We start from the raw sequence: 18,656 nt of genomic DNA, 5'->3' as shown, positions 1-18,656 counted from the left end.
CACGTCACTCCGCCCGGCGTAGTTCCGATGCATGGGTCAGGGGGTGTTTCCCCAGCGGGCCTGTTCCAGGAGCTGCACGGCGCGGTCGCGGGAATCCTGATCGTCGAGGCGCAACATCGCGGTGGCCTCGTCGACCGCGTCGGTCAGCACCCGTAGCTGCGCGTCCCGGTCCCGCACCAGATCCGACTGGGCGGCGAGCTGCCGGGTCTTCACCCACAGCTCCACGAAGACCGACACCTTGGCCCGCAGCACCCACGGGTCGAACGGCTTGGTCAGGTAGTCGACCGCGCCGACCGCGTAACCGCGCAGTGCGAGCTGCGCGTCCCGGTCGGCGGCGGTGAGGAAGATGATCGGCACGTGCCGCGTACGCTCGCGGCGCTTGATGTGGCTGGCCGTCTCGAAGCCGTCCATGTCCGGCATCTGGGCGTCCAGCAGGATCACCGCGAAGTCGTCGACCAGCAGCTGCTTCAGGGCCGCCTCGCCGCTCTCCACGGCGACGGACTGGACCGGCAGGCCCTGGAGAATCGCCTCCAGTGCCATCAGGTTCTCCCGGCGGTCGTCCACCAGCAGCGCCTTTGCCATCTGGGTCACGAACTCTCCTCGGTTCGGCTGCCGCTGATCCAGGACGACATGAGTTCGATCAACTCGTCCAGGTCGACGGGCTTGGTGATGTAGTCACTTCCCCCGGCCGCCAGCGCCGACTCACGGTCGCCGGGCATGGCCTTGGCGGTCAGGAAGACGATCGGCAGGTCGGCGAACCGGTGGTTGCGCCTGATCTGTCGGGTCGTCTCGTAACCGTCCTGATCGGGCATCATCGCATCCATCAGGACGATGTCCACCTCCGGATGCTCGGCCAGCAGGCGGACGCCGTCCGCCCCGTTGTCCGAGTACAACACGGTCAGGCCGTGCAGTTCCAACGCGCTGGTCAGCGCGAAGACGTTCCGGACGTCGTCGTCGACGATCAGCACGGTGGTGCCCTCCAGCCGCCGGGTGGCCGGCGTGGAGGCCGGCTCGGGCAGCTCCGGCGGGGGCATGAGCAGCGAGGACGGCAGTCCGGCCCGCGCCGGTGACGGCGGCAGCGGCGCGACCACCGCGTCCGGGGCGAGCACGTCCGGTACGAAGAGGGTGAACGTCGAGCCCTGGCCGGGCGCCGACGCCACCACGATGCTGCCGCCCAGCAGCCGGGCCAGGTCCCGACTGATCGACAGCCCCAGCCCCGTACCGCCGTAGCGACGGCTGGTGGTGCCGTCGGCCTGCTGGAACGCCTCGAAGATCAGCGACAGCTTGTCGTCGGAGATGCCGATGCCGGTGTCGACCACGGTGAACGCGATGACCTGCTGCGCGTTGGTCAGGGCCGGCACGTCGAAGACCGCGTTGTCGGGCGCCGGCGCGATCCGCAGCGTCACCGACCCGTTGTCGGTGAACTTGACCGCGTTGGAGAGCAGGTTGCGCAGGATCTGCTGGAGTCGCTGGGCGTCGGTGACCAGCGCCTCCGGCAGGTCCTTGCTGATCCGTACCTGGAAGTCCAGGCCCTTCTCCTCGGCCTGCGGCGCGAACGCCTGCTCCACGTACCCGCGGATCTCGTCGAACCGGACGGCCGTGGGCTCGACGTCCATCCGCCCCGCCTCGATCTTGGACAGGTCCAGGATGTCGTCGATCAGCGACAGCAGGTCGGAGCCGGCGCCGTGGATCGTCCGGGCGAACTCGATCTGCTTCGGCGTGAGGTTCTGCTCCGAGTTCTCGGCCAGCAGCCGGGCCAGCAGCAGCAGCGAGTTCAGCGGCGTACGCAGCTCGTGGCTCATGTTGGCCAGGAACTCCGACTTGTACGCCGACGCCCGCGTGAGCTGCTGGGCCTTCTCCTCCAGGCCGAGCCGGGCCAGCTCGATCTCCCGGTTCTTCGTCTCGATGTTGCCCTTCTGCTCCGAGAGCAGCTGCGCCTTGTCCTCCAGCTCGGCGTTGGTGCGCTGGAGTTCCGCCGACTGTTCCTGCATCTCGTGGGCGAGCCGCTGCGACTGCGCGAGCAGTTCCTCCGTACGCCGGTTGGCCTGGATGGTGTTGACGGCGACTCCGGTGGTGAGCACGAGCCGCTCCAGGAACGACAGGTGCAGCTCGGAGAAGGCCGCCACGCTGGCGAACTCGATGACCCCGAGCAGCTCGCCCTCGAAGAGCACGGGCAGTACGACCAGATCGGCCGGCGGGGTCTCGGCGAGCCCGGAGCGGAGCATCAGCTTGCCGTCCGGCGCCCCGCCCATCCGGATGGTGCGGCGGGACAGTGCGGCCTGCCCGACCAGCCCCTCGCCGGGGCCGAAGGTGACCTCGTGCCCCCGGGCGACATAGCCGTACGAGGCGGTCAACCGCAGCCGCATGACGCCCTCGGACGTGTCCGCCAGGAAGAACGCGCCGAGCTGCGCGTCGACCAGCGGGGTCACCTCCATCATGATCATGCGGCAGACCTCGCCGAGGTCGCGCTGCCCCTGGAGGAGCCCGCCGATCCGGGCCAGGTTCGAGTCGAGCCAGCCCTGCTCGGCGTTCTTCTTGGTCGTCTCCCGGAGGGTGACGATCATCTGGTTGATGTTGTCCTTCAGCTCGGCGACCTCGCCCTGCGCCTTGACCGCGATCCGCTGGGTCAGGTCGCCCCGGGTCACCGAGGTGGAGACCTGCGCGATGGCGCGCAGCTGCGTGGTGAGGGTCGAGGCGAGCTGGTTGACGTTCTCGGTGAGGTCCCGCCACGTGCCGGAGACGCCCTTCACCTGGGCCTGGCCGCCGAGCTTGCCCTCGCTGCCGACCTCGCGGGCCACCCGGGTGACCTCGTCGGCGAACGACGAGAGCTGGTCCACCATCGTGTTCACCGTCGACTTCAGCTCCAGGATCTCGCCCCGGGCGTCCACGGTGATCTTCTGCGACAGGTCGCCCTTCGCCACCGCCGTGGTGACCGAGGCGATGTTGCGCACCTGCGACGTCAGGTTCGACGCCATCGAGTTCACGTTGTCGGTCAGGTCCCGCCACGTACCGGAGACGCCCTTGACCTGCGCCTGACCGCCGAGCTTGCCCTCCGTGCCCACCTCGCGCGCGACGCGCGTCACCTCGTCGGCGAACGACGACAGCTGGTCCACCATCGTGTTGACGGTGTTCTTCAGCTCCAGGATCTCGCCCTGGGCGTCGACCGTGATCTTCTGCGACAGGTCGCCCTTCGCCACGGCGGTGGAGACCTGGGAGATGTTGCGCACCTGGCTGGTCAGGTTGCCGGCGAGCTGGTTGACGTTCTCGGTGAGGTCCCGCCAGGTGCCGGAGACGCCGCGCACCTGGGCCTGGCCGCCCAGCTTGCCCTCGATGCCCACCTCGCGCGCGACGCGCGTCACCTCGTCGGCGAACGACGACAGCTGGTCCACCATCGTGTTGACGGTGTCCTTCAGCTCCAGGATCTCGCCCTGCGCCGCCACGGTGATCTTCTGCGACAGGTCCCCCCGGGCCACTGCCGTGGAGACCTGGGCGATGTTGCGGACCTGGGCGGTCAGGTTGGACGCCATCGAGTTGACGCTGTCGGTCAGGTCCTTCCACGTGCCGGCCACGTTCGGCACGTCGGCCTGGCCGCCGAGCTTGCCCTCGGTGCCCACCTCGCGGGCCACCCGGGTGACCTGCTCGGCGAAGAGCCGCAGGGTGTCGGTGAGGTAGTTCATCGTGTCGGCCAGCTCGGCGACCTCGCCGCGCGCGCTGACCGTGATCTTCTGCGACAGGTCGCCCTTGGCCACCGCCGTCGCCACCTGGGAGATCGACCGCACCTGGCCGGTCAGGTTCGACGCCATGGTGTTCACCGAGTCGGTGAGGTCCTTCCAGGTGCCGGCGACGCCGCGCACGTCGGCCTGGCCGCCGAGCTTGCCCTCGGTGCCCACCTCCCGGGCGACCCGGGTGACCTCGTTCGAGAAGGACGAGAGCTGGTCGACCATCGTGTTGACCGTGCGGCCGATGCGCAGATACTCGCCGCGCAGCGGACGGCCGTCGATCTCCAGAGCCATGTGCTGGGAGAGGTCTCCGTCGGCGACCGCGACGATGACCCGGGCGATCTCGGTGGTCGGCCGGCCCAGGTCGTCGATCAGCGAGTTGACCGCCCGCTGCCCCTCCGCCCAGGAGCCGTCCAGCCCCTCGTCGTCCAGGCGCTCGGTGAGCCGGCCGTCCCGGCCGACGATCCGGCTGATCCGCCGCAGGTCGAGGTACTGCTGCTCCTGGAGCGACACGACCTCGTTGAAGGCGTCCGCGACCTCACCGGCGCGGCCGGCCCGGCGGGGCAGCCGCACCTTCAGGTCGCCTCCGCGCACCCGCCGCAGCGCCTCGGTCAGCTCGCCGAGGAGCGCCTCGTGGTCGGGCGCGGACTGGTCCACGGTCGCCGACTGTTTCGTGGTCATCATTCCTCGCTCAGCTCGGGGCCACCGGCTCCTGCCGACACCGGTCATCCCCCCATTGTGCCCGTGGCCTCGTCCGCGCCACGTCCACGCGCCCGACCCACCCCACCCCACCACCCCCGGCCCCGCCGGGCCCCGCCCGAGGGGCCGATCATGCAGTTGTGGGGCCTGACGAATCGGGTCGAACGTCATCGATCGTCCACCACAAGTGCATGATCGACGAGGCGGGAGGGCGGGGGCGGGGGGCGCGCGTACGGGCATCGGCTTGGCACCCGCACGGGTGGCGGTGGAGGATACGGGGGTGTCAGCGGAGGCGGGGCCCGCGGCGACCGGGGGCCGAGACGAGCACGTCCGGCGCGTCCGGCTCCCCGCAGACCGGCGTACGCCGGCCGCGGCCCGGGCCCTCGTGCGGTCCGTCCTCACCGAGGCCCACCTGGACCAACTGGCCAACGAGGCCATGCTGCTCACCACCGAACTCTCCACCAACGCGGTGGAGCACGCCCGCACCGAACTGGACGTCGAGGTGGTCGCCGACCCGGTCGGGATCACCGTCACCGTGTCCGACTTCGCCGCCGGCCCGGTCGAGGAGCTGACCGTCGGGGTCCGCAACGACGCCACCGACATCGACGAGGTCTCCGAGCGCGGCCGGGGGCTGCTGCTGGTCGACCACTTCGCCAGCCGCTGGGGCACCACCTACCTGCCCACTGGCAAGGGGGTGTGGTTCCGGCTGGACCTGCCCGGCCCGGCCACGGGCACCCGGCACGCGCGGGTGCCCGGCGCGGCGACCGCCGGAGGCGGCGCACCGGCGACCCCGGAGAACTCCGCGCCGAGCGCCGGGGCCATGAGCGAGCTGATGCAGACCACCCCCGACCCGTACGCCGAGGATCCGCTGCCCGACTTCGCGACCAGCCTGCTCACCCGGGTGGCGGAGATGGTCGGCGCGGCCGGCGGGGTCGTGCGGCTGGACCGGGGGGACGGGCAGGGCACCCAGGTGCTGGCCCGGTACGGCCGTCAGCCCCGGCCCGGCAACGAGCTGCTCCGGGTGGCGCTGGCCGTGCACCGGCCGTACACCGGTGAACTGGTGCTGGACGCGGCACCGTCGGCGTACGCGCGACCGCTGGCCGTGCTGATGGCCGAGCGGCTCTCGCTGCACCTGGAGAACGACCGGCTGCGCCGGGCGGACGTCCGCCGGCAGGCCTGGCTGACCTTCCTCGCCGAGGCGAGCGAGCTGCTCGCGCAGTCGCTGGACGTCGAGTTGACCATGGCGCTCGTCCCCCAGCTCGTGGTTCCCCGGCTCGGGCAGTGGTGCGCGGTCCACACGACCGACGAGTGGGGCCGGCTCCGCCTCGCGGCGGCCAGCCACGCCGACGAGTCGGTGCTGCCCCAGCTCCACCAGGTGCTCGCGGAGACCGGCCCGGACTCGGTCCAGGCCCGGCTGCGCGAGGCGTCCCGCAACGGCACCCAGATGCCGCTCGGCGCGCCGATGGAGGGCTTCGCCGTCCCGTTGATCGCGCGGGGCCAGCGGCTGGGCACCCTGGCCGTCGGCCGGCACCAGCGGCACCGGCACGACCCGGACGAGGTCGCCGTGCTGGAGGACGTCGCCCGGCGGTCGGCGCTGGCGATCGAGAACGCCCGGATCCACGCCGAGCGCCGGCGCGTCGCGCACACCCTCCAGCAGTCGCTGCTGCCGCCGGTGCTGCCCGTGGTCGAGAGCATCGGCTTCGCCGCCGAGTACGTCCCGACCGGCGGTGACGTCGACGTCGGCGGCGACTTCTACGACGTGGTGCCCCTGCCGGACGGCCGCTGGCTGGTGGTGATCGGCGACGTCTCGGGCAAGGGGGTGCAGGCGGCGACGGTCACCGGCCTGGTCCGCGACGTCATCCGGGTGCTGGTGGGCGACGGCAAGCCGCTGCCGGAGGCGCTGGCCCGGGTCAACGAGACGCTGCTCGAGCGGGGCGGCGGCCGCTACTGCACGCTGGCCCTGGCGGCGGTCGGCCCCGGCGACGGCGACCGGCTCGACGTCTCCCTGCACCTCGCCGGCCACGACCGGCCAGTGCTGCTGCCCGCTGGCGGCGGTGCGCGTTTCGTCGGCATCGGCGGCACCGCGCTCGGCCTGCTCGACTCGATCGCCTCCCCGACGGCCGAGGTGCCGCTCGCCCCGGGGGACTCGCTGGTCTTCTACACCGACGGGGTCACCGAGCGGCGGCGCGGCCGGGAGCTGTTCGGCACCGAGCGGCTGCGCGACGCCGCCGCCCCGCTGGCCGGCTACCCGGCCGACGTGATCGCGGCCCGGCTCCGCTCGACGGCGATCGGCTTCTCGGCCGAGGCGCCCCGCGACGACATCGCCATCCTGGTGCTCCGCAACGACGCCACCTGAGCAGCGGTGGCCGGGCCGGCAGGGTCGCGGCACCATCGACGCGACGGGCCGGCACGCCGCGACCGGGCCGGACGATCGCGGCGGCGGGCACCGGCGCGGACGGCCGGGCGAGCAGGCCGACCGGCGCCACCGGACGGGTTCGCTAGGTTGACCGCATGTCGAGCACCGTCCATGCATCCGCCGAGCGGCCGCCGCTGCTGCGCAGCACCGTCGCCGCCCAGTCGGCGCTCACCGCCGCCTTCGTCGTCGTCCTCGCGCTCGGGGTCGGCCGGATGGCCGCCGCCGGGGTCGGCCCCGAGGAGATGCGCAGCGGGGCGTACGACCCGAAGGACCTGGTGCCGTTCGGCCTGAGCGGAGCGAACCCCCTCACCTGGCTGTACGGCGCGGTGTCGCTGCTCTACCTCGCCGGCCTGGTCGCCGGGCCGCTGCTGGCGGTCCACTCCGTCGTCCTGCTGGCCCGGGACCGGTCGGCCATGTCCCGCCGCACGTGGCGGGTGCTGCTCGCCCTGACCGTGGGCGCGGTGGTCGTGGCCGCGAGCCGTTTCACGCCGGTCGGCGCCGACCTGCACCGCTGGTGGATGGACTGAGCCGCGCGCGACCCCGGCCGCGCCGCCCTCCCGCCCCGCTCGCACCGGGAGCTGGCCGGAGCCGGTCAGAGGCCGCCCGGGAGGCGGCCCGGGGCGAGGCGGCGGTGGGGATCGAGGTGCTCCTTGGCCGCGCGCAGCCGGGCCAGCCCGGCCAGTTCGCCCCACAGGTCGACGGCCCGCCGGACGGCCGCCGGCGCGGAGACCACCACGCACCGGCCCTGCCGGGCGAGGAGCACGCCCCGGACGGCGGCCAGGATCGACGCCACCCGGTCGGGGGACATGGCAGCGGGCAGGGCCGCGTGCACCACGCCGAGACCGGCGGAGCCGCGCACCGGGACGGGGCCGCCGGCGGCGTCCCGCAGCGCGTAGACGGCGGCGTGCAGGTCGGCGATCGGCACCTCGATGCGCAGCGCGGTGTCGCCCGGGCCGAACGGATAACGCCGCCACCACTCGGGCGCGGCGTGGCTGGCGGCCGCGCCCGGGCCGAGGAGCGCAACGAGCCGGTCGGCGCGCTCGGCGACGTCGGCCGGGCCGCCCTCCAGCAGCACCACCAGCCGACCGGCGCCGGCCGGGCCGCCGCGGACGCGCCCCGCCATGGACGGGTGCGCGGCCATCGCGGCGGCCCGGCTGCCCTGGCGCGGCCGGGGTCCCGCGCCGGCCGGCAGGTCCAGCTCGACCGCCGCCGGGTCGAGGCGCGCGGCGAGCACGGTGCGGACCAGGTCGTGCACCTCCAGCGGGGTCCACACCGGTCGGCTGACCCAGATCCGGCCGGCCGGGACGGCCTGCACCCGCAGGGTCGCGGAGACCAGCACGCCGAGCGCCCCCTGCGAGCCGCAGAGCAGCCGGGCCAGCTCCAGCCCGGCCGCGCCGCCCCCGGCGTCGACGAGCTCGCCGTCGGCGTCGAGGTAGCGCACCCGGACGAGCTGGTCGCAGGGGCTGCCGTGGCGGTGCCGCAGCGGTCCCGCCTCGCCGGCGGCGAGCACGCCGCCGAGGGTGGCCCCGGGCGAGGGGGCGTCGAGCGCCAGGCGCTGCCCGGTGCGGTCCAGAGTGGCCTGCACCGCCCGCAGCGGGGTGCCGGCCCCGACCTCGGTGGTGGGCGCGCCGACCGGCTCGTGCCCGATCCCGGCGAGCCGGCCGGTGTCGAGCATGATGTCGACCCGGTCGGGGGCGGCACCCCAGTCGATCTTCGTGCCGGCGCCGCGCGGCACCACCGTCAGGTCGTGCCGGGCGGCGAGCCGCAGCACCTCGGCCGCCGCGCGCGGACCGCCCGGCACGGCCACCCAGCGGGCCGGGCGGCCGGCCACCTCGTCGGCCGGGCCGGCGAAGCGGGCGAACGGCGGGCCGCAGATCTCCGTCAATCGCCGCGTGATGTCGAGGGCTCCGGGCCGGTCGGTGGAACTCGCTGCAGCCGCCATGCCGGCCATCGTACACATGTTCGAAAGGTGTGGCGGCGGGTCGCCGTCGAGGCCGCGCGGCGGGCGGCGCGCGGCCGGTAACGTGACGCCGTGACCACCGAGACCCCCGCGCCCACGGCGAAGCGGGTGCCCAGCGAGCGCACCCACCACGGCGACACCGTCGTCGACGAGTACGCCTGGCTCACCGCCAAGGACGACCCGGAGACGATCGCCTACCTGACCGCCGAGAACGCGTACACCGAGGCCCGGACGGCGCACCTCGAAGGACTGCGCGCCGACCTGTTCGAGGAGATCCGCCGGCGCACCCAGGAGACCGACCTGTCGGTGCCCGGCCGCAAGGGCGGCTACTGGTACTACACCAGGACGGTCGAGGGCCAGCAGTACGGCGTGCAGTGCCGCCGGGCGGTCCGCGACGGCGAGACCGAGCCGCCGGTCAGCGCGGACGGCGCGCCGCTCGACGGCGAGGAGGTGCTGCTCGACGGCAACCTGCTCGCCGAGGGGCACGACTTCTTCGCGCTCGGCGCGTTCGACGTCAGCCCGGACGGGCGGTGGCTGGCCTACTCCACGGACTTCTCCGGCGACGAGCGGTTCACGCTGCGGGTCAAGGACCTGTCCACCGGCGAGCTGCTGCCCGACGAGGTGCCCGACACGTTCTACGGCACCGCCTGGTCCACCGACGCATCCGTGCTGTTCTACGTGACGGTGGACGAGACGTGGCGCCCCAACCGGGTCTGGCGGCACACCCTGGGCACGGCGTCCACCGAGGACGTGGTGGTCTACCAGGAGGACGACGAGCGGTTCTGGGTCGGCGTGGAGCTGAGCCGCTCGGAGCGGTTCGTCATCATCGACGTGCACAGCAAGATCACCAGCGAGGTGCTGGTGATCCCGGCCGGCAACCCGACCGGCGCGCCGGCGTCCGTGGCACCCCGCCGGCAGGGCGTCGAATACACCGTCGAGCACCACGGGCACCGCTTCCTGATCCTGCACAACGACGGCGCGGAGGACTTCGCGCTGGCCTGGACCTCGGCGGACGCGCCCGGCGACTGGGTGCCGCTCATCGAGCACTCGCCCGGCACCCGGCTGGAGGCCGTCGACGCCTTCGCCGACCACCTGGTCGTCTCGCTGCGCACCAACGGGCTGACCGGGCTGCGGGTGCTGCCCGTCGGCGGCGGCGACGCCTTCGACATCGACTTCCCGGAGCCGCTCTACAGCGTCGGCCTGCACGACAACCCGGAGTACCGCACCGGGCAGATCCGGCTCCGCTACGCCTCGCTGGTCACCCCCGACTCGGTCTACGACTACGACCTGGTCACCCGGCAGATGGTGCTGCGCCGGCAGAAGCCGGTGAAGCCCGGGCCGGACGGGCGGGCGTACGACCCGGCCGACTACGAGCAGCACCGCGACTGGGCGCTCGCCGACGACGGGACCCGGGTGCCGGTCTCGCTGGTCTGCCGGGCCGGCACGCCGAAGGACGGCTCCGCCCCCTGCGTGATCTACGGCTACGGCTCGTACGAGGCGAGCATGGACCCGTGGTTCTCCGTCGCCCGGCTCTCCCTGCTGGACCGGGGCGTCATCTTCGCCGTCGCGCACACCCGGGGCGGCGGCGAGCTGGGCCGCAGCTGGTACGACCAGGGCAAGCTGCTGGCCAAGAAGAACACGTTCACCGACTTCGTGGCCTGCGCCCGGCACCTGGTCAAGGCGGGCTGGACGACCAGCGACCGGCTCGTGGCCCGGGGCGCCTCGGCCGGCGGGCTGCTGATGGGGGCGGTCGCCAACATCGCCCCGGACGCGTTCGCCGGGATCGTCGCGCAGGTGCCCTTCGTGGACGCGCTCACCTCGATCCTCGACCCGTCGCTGCCGCTGACCGTCACCGAGTGGGAGGAGTGGGGCAACCCGCTGGCCGACCCGGAGGTCTACGCCTACATGAAGTCGTACACGCCGTACGAGAACGTGCGGGCGGTGGACTATCCGGCGATCCTCGCGGTGACCAGCCTCAACGACACCCGGGTGCTCTACCACGAGCCGGCGAAGTGGGTCGCCCGGCTGCGGGCGGTCGCCCCGCAGGGCGACTACCTGCTGAAGACCGAGATGGGCGCCGGCCACGGCGGCCCCAGTGGCCGTTACGACTCCTGGCGCGAGGAGGCGTTCGTCAACGCCTGGATCCTCGACCGCCTCGGCCGCGCCTGACCTGCATGTTAGGAAGGGCACCTTCTTAACGGATTCTGCATAGGAAGGTGCCCTTCCTAACGCTCTCAGCGCAGGACGCCCGACGCCCGCCCAGCGCAGGACGCCCGGCGTCCGCTCAGCGCAGGACGCCCGCCAGCACCGTCGGGTCGACGTTGCCGCCGGTGACCACGGCGACCGTACGGCCGGGCGGCAGCTCGGCGGCGCGGAACAGCCGGGCGGCCACGGCCACCGCGCCGCTCGGCTCCACCACCAGGCGGGCGTCGGTGACCAGCCGACCCATCGCGGCGCGGATCTCCTCCTCGGTCACCGTGACGATGCGGTCGAGCCGCGCCCGCAGGTGGGCGAGGGTCAGCTCGGACGGGGGCAGGCGCAGCCCGTCGGCCATCGTCCGGTAGGTGCGCTCCTCGCCCCACACCACCACCGACCCGGCCGCCAGCGACTCCCGCGCGTCGGCGGCGAGTTCCGGCTCGACGCCGATCACCGTCGCCGCCGGGCGCAGTGCGGTGACCGCGGTCGCGACGCCGGAGGAGAGCCCGCCGCCGCCCACGGGCACCAGCACCACGTCGACGTCGGGCAGGTCCTCGACGATCTCCAGCCCGACCGTGCCCTGGCCGGCGATGACGCGCCGGTCGTCGAAGGGCGGCACCAGCACCGCACCCGTCGTCGCGGCGATCCGCTCCGCCTCCGGCCCGCGTTGCGGCGGCGGCACCAGCAGCACCTCGACGCCCAGCGCCCGGATCCGGTCCACCTTCGCGGCCGGGGCGCCCTCGGGCACCACGATCCGGCACGGCACGCCGGCCGCGCGGGCCGCGTACGCCAGGGCCAGGCCGTGGTTGCCGGAGGAGTGGGTGACCACGCCGCGCGCCCGCTCCTCGGGCGTCAGCCGGGCGACCGCGTGGGTCGCGCCGCGCAGCTTGAAGGACCCCACCGGTTGCAGGCTCTCCGGCTTGAGCCACAGCTGCGCGTCCCAACCGGTGCGCAGCAGCGGGGTACGCGACACGGTGCCCGCGATGTCGGCGGCGGCGTTCCGGACGTCGGTGATCGAGACCAGATCCATCGGCCCATCCTGCCCGACGCACGGGGCGCCGGCGGGCCTACATCGGTTCGAGCGGGGCGGCGAGCGGCTGGTCCGTCCGCCCTGACGCGTAGTCCATCTCGACCGGGTCGCCCTCCCACGGGACGACGAACGTCCCGGTGGTGTTGCCGTCGACGTTGTACGGCCGGTTCGGGTGCCGCGCGCTGCGCAGCCACTTGCGGGACAGCTTGTGCAGCCACGTGCGCTGGCGTTCCCAGACGACGAGGTGCCCGGTGCCGTCGAGCCGGTACATCAGCTTGTGCCGGCCCTGGATGGACCGGTAGAGCTCCGGGACCGAGAAGTTCAGCGCGGTGTTGTTGGCCGTGACGTCCTTCTGCCCGTACACGATGAGCACCGGCACCTTCTCGCCGAGGTTGGTGTGGTCGGCGGTCACCCGCTCCTGGTTCCAGCCCCACCAGAACCCGTTGCGGAACCGCGAGACACCGGGCCCCCAGGTGCGACCCAGCTGGTCGTTGGCGAGGAAGGCGTCCCACACCACGTCGATGATGCCGTGCGCGTCGTCCCGCTGGCCCGGGTAGCGGGGCTCCACGTCAACCTCGCTGTCCCACGACTTCCTGAGACCGGCCTTGTGCAGGATGTGCATGGGGAAGCCGTACACGGGGCAGGGGGAGCTGACCGGGAGCGCCGGCGGCGTCGACGGGCCCGTCACCGCGAAGATCGGTGCGAGCAGGAGGATGCTGGCCACCTTGGCGGGGTCGACCGTCATGGCGAACGGCCCCACGGCGTACGCGCCCGCCGAGTAGCCGATCAGATCGACCTTCGGTGGCATGTCCGGCTGGCCCAGGATCCAGTTCACGACGGTACCGAGTTCCGCCCAGTCGCTCGCCGAGTTGGTGAGCTGCTTCGGATACCTGGCCGCGCAGGGTTCCCGGGGCAGCAGGAGGTGCTGCTGGAGCGGGTTGATGTTGCAGGGGTCGTTCATCTGCACCGGGCGGGTCGACCTTCCCATCCCCTGCAGGTCCATGACGAAGACGTCGAACCCGTCCTCCGCCAGCTCCCTCGCCCAGCTGTACCTGCCCTCCCCCGCGTCGTACTCCAGGTCGAACGAGACGAGCCCCGGGCTGCTGCGGCCGTGCACCATGAGCACCGGCTGGCGGGGCCGGCTCGGCGGAAGGTCGGGTTTGAACCAGCGGACGAACAGCTGGATCACCGCGCCGTTGTTCGCGTCGAGGTTCGACTTGTGGTTGACCGCGATGTCCTCGCTGGTGAAGTGCACGGGTCGTACTCCGGTGAATCGGCCCCCGGGCTGGCCTGGACACGTCCCGGTGACGCCAGGATCGCCTGCCGCCTCGCGGCGCGCGGGCCGGCCGCGGCGCGTTCACCCGTCCGGGCGCCGGCACCCGGCGGCCCGCGCGCCGGTGCCTAGACTGCCGGAGTGAGCGGGGGCGACGGCGTGGACGACGACGGGCCGGCCGGGGACGTACCGGCGTCGGGGTGGCGCGCGGCGGCGCGCGACCGGCGCGTCTGGGCGATCCTCGCGGTGGTCGCGTTCCTGCTGGTGTGCTGCTGTTCCGCCGCCGCCGGGACGCTGCTCGCGCTCTCCGCCGGCCTGTTCGCCGCCTGACCCGGCACGGGGGCCGTCTCCCGGCTCAGGTCACCCGCAGCTCCTCGACGGCCGTGCTCGCGCGCAGGAGGAGCAGGCCGACGCCGACCGTCGCCAGCACCCCCGCCAGGGCGCCGGCCCCGAGCAGGGCCAGCTGTTCCAGCGGTACGTCGGGCGGCACGGTCACGTCCGGCATCGCCACGACCCGGGTGTGGCGCGCCCGGGTGGCGGGGTCGGCGCAGAGCTGCGCGGTGGCGTCGCAGACCTCGTCGTAGTGGCTGGCGGTCGGCGTGCGGAACAGCCCCCGGGCCAGCAGCAGGCCCACGGCGAGCGCGACGGCCACCGCCGGCACGGCAGGGGCCAGCGACTGCCAGGCGATGGACCGGCCGAGCGTGGGCCGGGGCACCCCGGTCGCCACCAGAGCCGCGTACGCGCGCCGCCGGGCGGTGATCCCCTCCACCACCGCGACGACCAGCCCACCGGCGGCGACCAGCATGGCCACCGCCACCGCCAGGTCCACCAGGTCCATGGTCCGCAGGTAGAAGCCGTCGTCGCCGGCCAGTCCGCTGCCGGTCCGCCGGCCCAGCTCGCCCGCCGCGACGAAGTACTCCCGCAGCCCGGCCGCGCCCGCCCCGAGGAGCACCGCCGCCAGCAGGGCGGCGAAGGTGCGGCTGCCCGCCCAGGGGTCGGCCGTCAACCGGCGGGCGGCGAGCAGCGCGGCCGGCCCCCGGGCGTAGCGGTGCAGCATCCGCCCGGCCGTCCAGGAGATCCAGCCGGTGCCGACGACCACCCCGACCATCGCGGCCAGCCCGCCGCTGACCAGCAGCGCCGGCACCAGCCACGACGGCGGGTCGGTGTCGCGCCGGTCGTAGAGGCGGGTGACCGGTTCGACGGCGACGAAGGCGGCCAGCCCGGCGCCGATGAGGACGCCCGCCCAGGGTCGGGGGCCACGTTCCCGGCGGTGCGTACGCAGCACGCCGAACGGGGTCGTGCTCACCCGGCGCAGCATCAGCGCGGTGGCCAGCGCCGCCACGACCGGCAGCCCCGCCAGCACCGCCGCCAGCACGCCGGGGGCGGGCAGCACGTCGGTGGGCAGGACGAGCCGGCCCCGGGCGTCGGGCCGGTCGAACAGCTCCCGGCCGACGAAGTGGACCGACGCGCCGGCCAGCGTGCCGAGCAGGCTCGCCAGGCCGGCCTCCAGCACGGCGATCCGGGTCACCTGGCCGGGGGTGGCGCCGGCCAGCCGGAACGCGGCCAGCCGGCGGTCCCGCGCCGGGGCGCCGAGCCGGGCGCACTGCCCGGCCAACGCCAGCACGGGAATCATGAGCAGCAGCAGGGCGAAGGCCGTGCCGCCGCGCAGCCCCGGCTCGACGAGCAGCTGGTTGGCGTACTGGTGGGACCAACGGCTGCCGTTGCCGTCGGTGGCGGGCGGGGTGGGGATGGCCAGCACGGTGAGCGCGGCGAGGGCGACGAGGGTGGCCAGGGCGGCGCTGAGCGCGGTCAGCGCCACCCGGACGGTGTCGGTGCGGGTGCCGGCCAGGGCGAGGCGTACCAGCGTCGACGGTCTCACCGGCGGCTGCCCGGCAGCGGGGTGTCGAGGCCGAGCCCGGTGTGGTCGACCATGCCGTCGCGGAGGATGACCTCGCGGTCGGCGTACGCGGCGATCTGCGGCTCGTGGGTGACCAGGACGACCGTGGTCCGCTGCTCGCGGGCGAGCCGGACGAGTTGGACGAGCACCTGCTCGCCGGTGAGCGTGTCCAGCGCGCCGGTCGGCTCGTCGGCGAAGAGCACCCGGGGCTCGGTGACCAGCGCCCGTGCCATCGCGCAGCGCTGCTGCTGCCCGCCGGACATCTCGCCCGGCCGGACGTCGGCCAGGTCGGCCACGCCGAGCCGCTCCATCCAGGACAGCGCCGCCGTCCGCGCCTCCCGCCGCCGGGTGCCGGCGAGGAGCAGCGGAAGGGCGACGTTCTCGGCGGCGGTCAACTCGGCGACGAGCTGGCCGAACTGGAAGAGCACCCCGAACTCGGTGCGCCGCAGCCTGGATCGTGCCGCCTCGGACCAGGTGTCGATCCGGTGCCCGTTCCAGCTCACCTCGCCGGCGTCCGGACGCAGGATGCCGGCGAGGCAGTGCAGGAGGGTGGACTTGCCGCAGCCGCTCGGGCCGGTGACGGCGACGATCTCCCCCTCGGCGACGTCGACGGTGACGCCACGCAGCGCGGGTGTCCGTCCGTAGGCCTTGACCACGCCGCGAGCCTGAAGTTGCGTCACGAGTGCACCTCCCGGTGCCAGTCGGCGACGCGGCCCAGGGTGGTCTGCAACCACCGCAGGTCGGCGTCGAGATGGGCGATGGCGAAGTCGGCCGCGACGATGTCGTCGAGGCTGGCCGAGGGCGCCGTCTTCACTGCGGTCAGCTCGCGCAGCCGCTCGGTGTGGGCCTGCCGCTGGGCGACGAGGTAGGTCCGGGCCCGGTCCGCGTCGGCCACCAGCAGCGCCACGACCACCTTGGCGAAGAGCGTGCTGGCGACGTACGGCATCGGCGGCTCGACCTCGGCGAGCCACCGATGGAGCGCGGCCCGGCCGTCGGCGGTCAGCGAGTACGCGGTGCGGTCGGGACCGCCTTCGCGTTCCTGCCCGGCGGGTGCCACCAGGCCGTCCCGCTGCAACCGGCCGAGGGTCGAGTAGACCTGCCCGAAGGCCAGCGGCTTGGCGCGGGGCAGGCGCTCGTCGTGGGCGCGCTTCAGCTCGTAGCCGTGCCGGTTGCCGGCGGCCAGCAGGCCCAGCAACACGTGCGGGGTGGACACCGCGTCACTATTCACCCGGTGAATAGTGACTGTCAAGGAGGCCCGCGCGGCGGGGGTGCCGCGCGGGCCTGGTGGCGCTTCGAGCTCAGGCGCCCGCCGACCAGCCCGGGTCCCGGCCGGTCAGGGCGAGCAGACGGTCGATCTCGGGAGCGTCCGACGACGACGTCCCCACCGGCTCCCCGAAGACGCCCTGCTCCCGGGCCATCGGCCCCATCTGCTCGGTCAGGGCGTACAGCGGGGGCAGCGCCTCCGGCGCGGGGCGGAACGGCTGCCCGGTGGCGACCGCCAGGTCCCAGGCGTGCACCGTCAGGTCGAGCAGCACCATGGTGCCGACCGTCTCCTGCGGCAGCCCCATCCCGGGCGAGACCCCCTCCAGCGCGGCCGGGTCCGACCACGCCTCGACCAGTTTCGCGGTCTCCGCCTCGAACCGGTCCCGCCAGCCCTCGGCCAGGTGGTCGGGCTTCTCCGCCCACGCCGGCTGCCCCCTGCCGGCGAGGGCCTGGAAGTTGACCACCACGTCGTAGAGGTGGTTGAGCAGGTCGCGCACGGCGTAGTCGCTGCACGGGGTCGGCAGGTCCAGTTGGTCGTCCGAGACGCCCCGGACCACCGCGACGGCACGGGGCGCCGCAGCGGCGAGCAGATCACCAGTCTTCGTGGCCATCAGCTCAGGGTACGAGGGTGGCCCCGCCGTCGCCGCCCCGCGCGAGGCCGGCTCAGTTGCGGCGGAGGGCCACCACGGCGACGTCGTCGTGGATCTCCGGCGGAGCCAGCTCGACCAGGAGCCGTTCGCAGAACCGGTCCAGGTCGTCGTCGACCCGGGTGGCGGCCACGGCCAGGGCGGCCAGCCCGTCGTCGATGGTGGTGTCCCGCCGCTCGATCAGTCCGTCGGTGTAGAACACCAGCGTCGCCCCGGCCGGCAGCACGAACTCCAGGTCGGGCGGTCGGGGCGCGCGGACCCCGAGCAGCGGGGCCGAATGCTGCACGAACTCCACCTTGCCGTCGATGCTGAGCGCCGGCGGCAGGTGCCCGGCGCTGGCCAGCCGCACCCGGCCGCTGGGCGGGTGCAGCAGCAGCACGCAGATCGTGGCCAGCTCGTCGGGGAGCAGGGTGCGCATGAGTTCGTTGACCCGGTGCAGGATCTCGCCCGGCTGGTGCCCCTCCACCGCGTACGCCCGCACCGCGTGCCGCAGCTCGGCCATCACCGTCGCGGCGTGCAGCGAGTGACCGGCCACGTCCCCGATCGCCAGCAGCAGGTGGCCGTCGAGCATCACCAGCTCGTAGAAGTCGCCCCCCACCTCGGTCTGCGCGCTCGCCGGCTCGTAGCGCACGGCCAGGTCGAGCCCGCTGACCTGCGGAATCCGGCGCGGCAGCAGGCTGCGCTGGAGGGTGACCGCGATGCGGTGCTCCTCGTCGAAGGAGCGCTGCGCCTCCACCGCCGCCGCCACGGCCTGGGCGAGCTGCCGCAGCACGGGGGTGCGGGCGGTCTGCGTGGCGGTGGGCACGACGACGTAGAGCGGCGCCCGGTCCTCGCGCAGCCGGGTGGCGGCCACCGAGACCGTGTCGTCCGCCGGCCAGTCGACCAGGCCCCAGGCGGCCGGATCGTCCACCCGGACCGTCGTCCCGGTCGGCACCCCGGTGTCGTCGACGACCCACGGGACGATCGTGGCCGTGCCGTCGGGGCCGTCCGCGGTCCCGGCGATACAGTCGCCGTCGAACGTCTCGGCGACCACGGCGGCCGGGCTGTGGAAGATCTGCGCGGCGCCGGCCGCCGCCGCCTCCAGCAGCCGCGCGAAGTTCGGCGCGGAGTGCACCGCCATGGTGGTGTCGGCCAGGCCGAGGAGCCGTTCGGCGAGCAGTTCCGCGCGCTGCCGGGCCCGGTAGTAGCGCAGCACCGCGTGGGAGGTGGCGACCAGTTCCTCCGGCTCGATCGGCTCCGCCAGATACGCGTCCGCGCCCCGGGTCAGCCCCTGCGCCCGGTCCACCACGTCCACCGCGTGCGCGGACACGTGGATCACCGGCATCGACGGGTGCGCCGCCTTGATCCGCTCGCAGACCTCGAAGCCGTTCAGGTCGGGCAGCCGCACGTCGAGCACCACGAGGTCGATCGGGTCCACCCCGACCCGGGCCAGCGCCTCGGCGCCGTTCTCGGCCTCCAGCACCGCGAAGCCCGCCCGGGAGAGCCAGCTCACCAGGAGGTAGCGCTTGGTGGGGCTGTCGTCGACCACCAGTACCGTCGCCGGGCCGCCCTCCACC

At 73.9% G+C, this 18,656-nt stretch carries 14 protein-coding genes; 4 read left to right on the top strand and 10 right to left on the bottom strand.

From position 1 onward, the window contains the following. Positions 1-36: 36 nt before the first annotated feature. Together RM555_RS14495 and RM555_RS14490 are read right to left on the bottom strand one after the other, a co-directional pair. Entirely contained in the window at positions 37-591 is a 555-nt protein-coding gene (locus RM555_RS14495) for a response regulator (protein WP_151455014.1), read from the bottom strand. Further along, positions 588-4,403 carry a HAMP domain-containing protein gene (locus RM555_RS14490; RefSeq protein WP_311412213.1) on the bottom strand — a complete coding sequence of 1,272 codons (3,816 nt, stop codon included), beginning with the start codon at positions 4,401-4,403 and terminating at the stop codon, positions 588-590. The genes RM555_RS14495 and RM555_RS14490 overlap by 4 nt, the downstream gene beginning before the upstream one ends. 295 nt (positions 4,404-4,698) lie before the next feature. Here RM555_RS14490 and RM555_RS14485 point away from each other — a divergent pair, with 295 nt between their 5' ends. Together RM555_RS14485 and RM555_RS14480 are read left to right on the top strand one after the other, a co-directional pair. Then, positions 4,699-6,774, top strand: a complete 2,076-nt coding sequence (locus RM555_RS14485; RefSeq protein WP_311412212.1) for a SpoIIE family protein phosphatase — start codon at positions 4,699-4,701, stop codon at positions 6,772-6,774. Positions 6,775-6,929: 155 nt separating this feature from the next. Beyond that, entirely contained in the window at positions 6,930-7,361 is a 432-nt protein-coding gene (locus RM555_RS14480) for a hypothetical protein (protein ID WP_311412211.1), read from the top strand. Between the two features lie 65 nt (positions 7,362-7,426). On the opposite strand, the gene RM555_RS14475 is transcribed toward RM555_RS14480, so the two are convergent. After that, complete coding sequence (locus RM555_RS14475) at positions 7,427-8,776, bottom strand: FAD-binding oxidoreductase (protein WP_311412210.1); 1,350 nt, start codon at positions 8,774-8,776, stop codon at positions 7,427-7,429. 90 nt (positions 8,777-8,866) lie between these two features. On the opposite strand from RM555_RS14475, the gene RM555_RS14470 reads away from it, so the two are divergent. Then, the gene (locus tag RM555_RS14470) at positions 8,867-10,963 is read left to right on the top strand and encodes a S9 family peptidase (protein WP_311412209.1); all 2,097 of its coding nucleotides are present in this window, start codon (positions 8,867-8,869) and stop codon (positions 10,961-10,963) included. A gap of 115 nt (positions 10,964-11,078) precedes the next feature. Here the strand turns inward: RM555_RS14470 and RM555_RS14465 are convergent, their stop codons facing one another. Together RM555_RS14465 and RM555_RS14460 are read right to left on the bottom strand one after the other, a co-directional pair. Continuing rightward, positions 11,079-12,020, bottom strand: coding sequence for a threonine ammonia-lyase (locus RM555_RS14465; protein WP_311412208.1), 942 nt, complete (start codon positions 12,018-12,020; stop codon positions 11,079-11,081). 37 nt (positions 12,021-12,057) lie between these two features. Then, the gene (locus tag RM555_RS14460; protein WP_311412207.1) at positions 12,058-13,275 is read right to left on the bottom strand and encodes an alpha/beta hydrolase; all 1,218 of its coding nucleotides are present in this window, start codon (positions 13,273-13,275) and stop codon (positions 12,058-12,060) included. A 159-nt stretch (positions 13,276-13,434) separates the two neighbouring features. Between RM555_RS14460 and RM555_RS14455 the strand changes: the two genes are divergently transcribed. Beyond that, positions 13,435-13,623, top strand: a complete 189-nt coding sequence (locus RM555_RS14455; RefSeq protein WP_311412206.1) for a hypothetical protein — start codon at positions 13,435-13,437, stop codon at positions 13,621-13,623. 25 nt (positions 13,624-13,648) lie between these two features. On the opposite strand, the gene RM555_RS14450 is transcribed toward RM555_RS14455, so the two are convergent. From RM555_RS14450 to RM555_RS14430, 5 genes are all read right to left on the bottom strand, one after another. Beyond that, positions 13,649-15,172: an FtsX-like permease family protein gene (locus RM555_RS14450; RefSeq protein ID WP_311412205.1), complete on the bottom strand. Its 1,524-nt coding sequence runs from the start codon at positions 15,170-15,172 to the stop codon at positions 13,649-13,651. After that, a complete protein-coding gene (locus RM555_RS14445) occupies positions 15,169-15,870 on the bottom strand; it encodes an ABC transporter ATP-binding protein (protein ID WP_132232244.1) in 702 nt (233 codons plus the stop codon). The genes RM555_RS14450 and RM555_RS14445 overlap by 4 nt, the downstream gene beginning before the upstream one ends. Beyond that, positions 15,867-16,403 carry a PadR family transcriptional regulator gene (locus tag RM555_RS14440; RefSeq protein ID WP_311412240.1) on the bottom strand — a complete coding sequence of 179 codons (537 nt, stop codon included), beginning with the start codon at positions 16,401-16,403 and terminating at the stop codon, positions 15,867-15,869. Before RM555_RS14440 ends, RM555_RS14445 begins: the two co-directional genes overlap by 4 nt. 85 nt (positions 16,404-16,488) lie before the next feature. After that, positions 16,489-17,064, bottom strand: a complete 576-nt coding sequence (locus tag RM555_RS14435) for a TIGR03086 family metal-binding protein (RefSeq protein WP_311412204.1) — start codon at positions 17,062-17,064, stop codon at positions 16,489-16,491. Positions 17,065-17,116: 52 nt separating this feature from the next. Beyond that, complete coding sequence (locus tag RM555_RS14430; protein ID WP_311412203.1) at positions 17,117-18,655, bottom strand: SpoIIE family protein phosphatase; 1,539 nt, start codon at positions 18,653-18,655, stop codon at positions 17,117-17,119. Between the last annotated feature and the right edge of the window lies 1 nt (position 18,656).

This window comes from Micromonospora reichwaldensis (assembly GCF_031845925.1).
GTDB classification, from domain to species: Bacteria; Actinomycetota; Actinomycetes; order Mycobacteriales; family Micromonosporaceae; genus Micromonospora; species Micromonospora reichwaldensis.
Note: the sequence above shows the minus strand (reverse complement) of the source record. Positions and strands in the feature narration are given on the sequence as shown.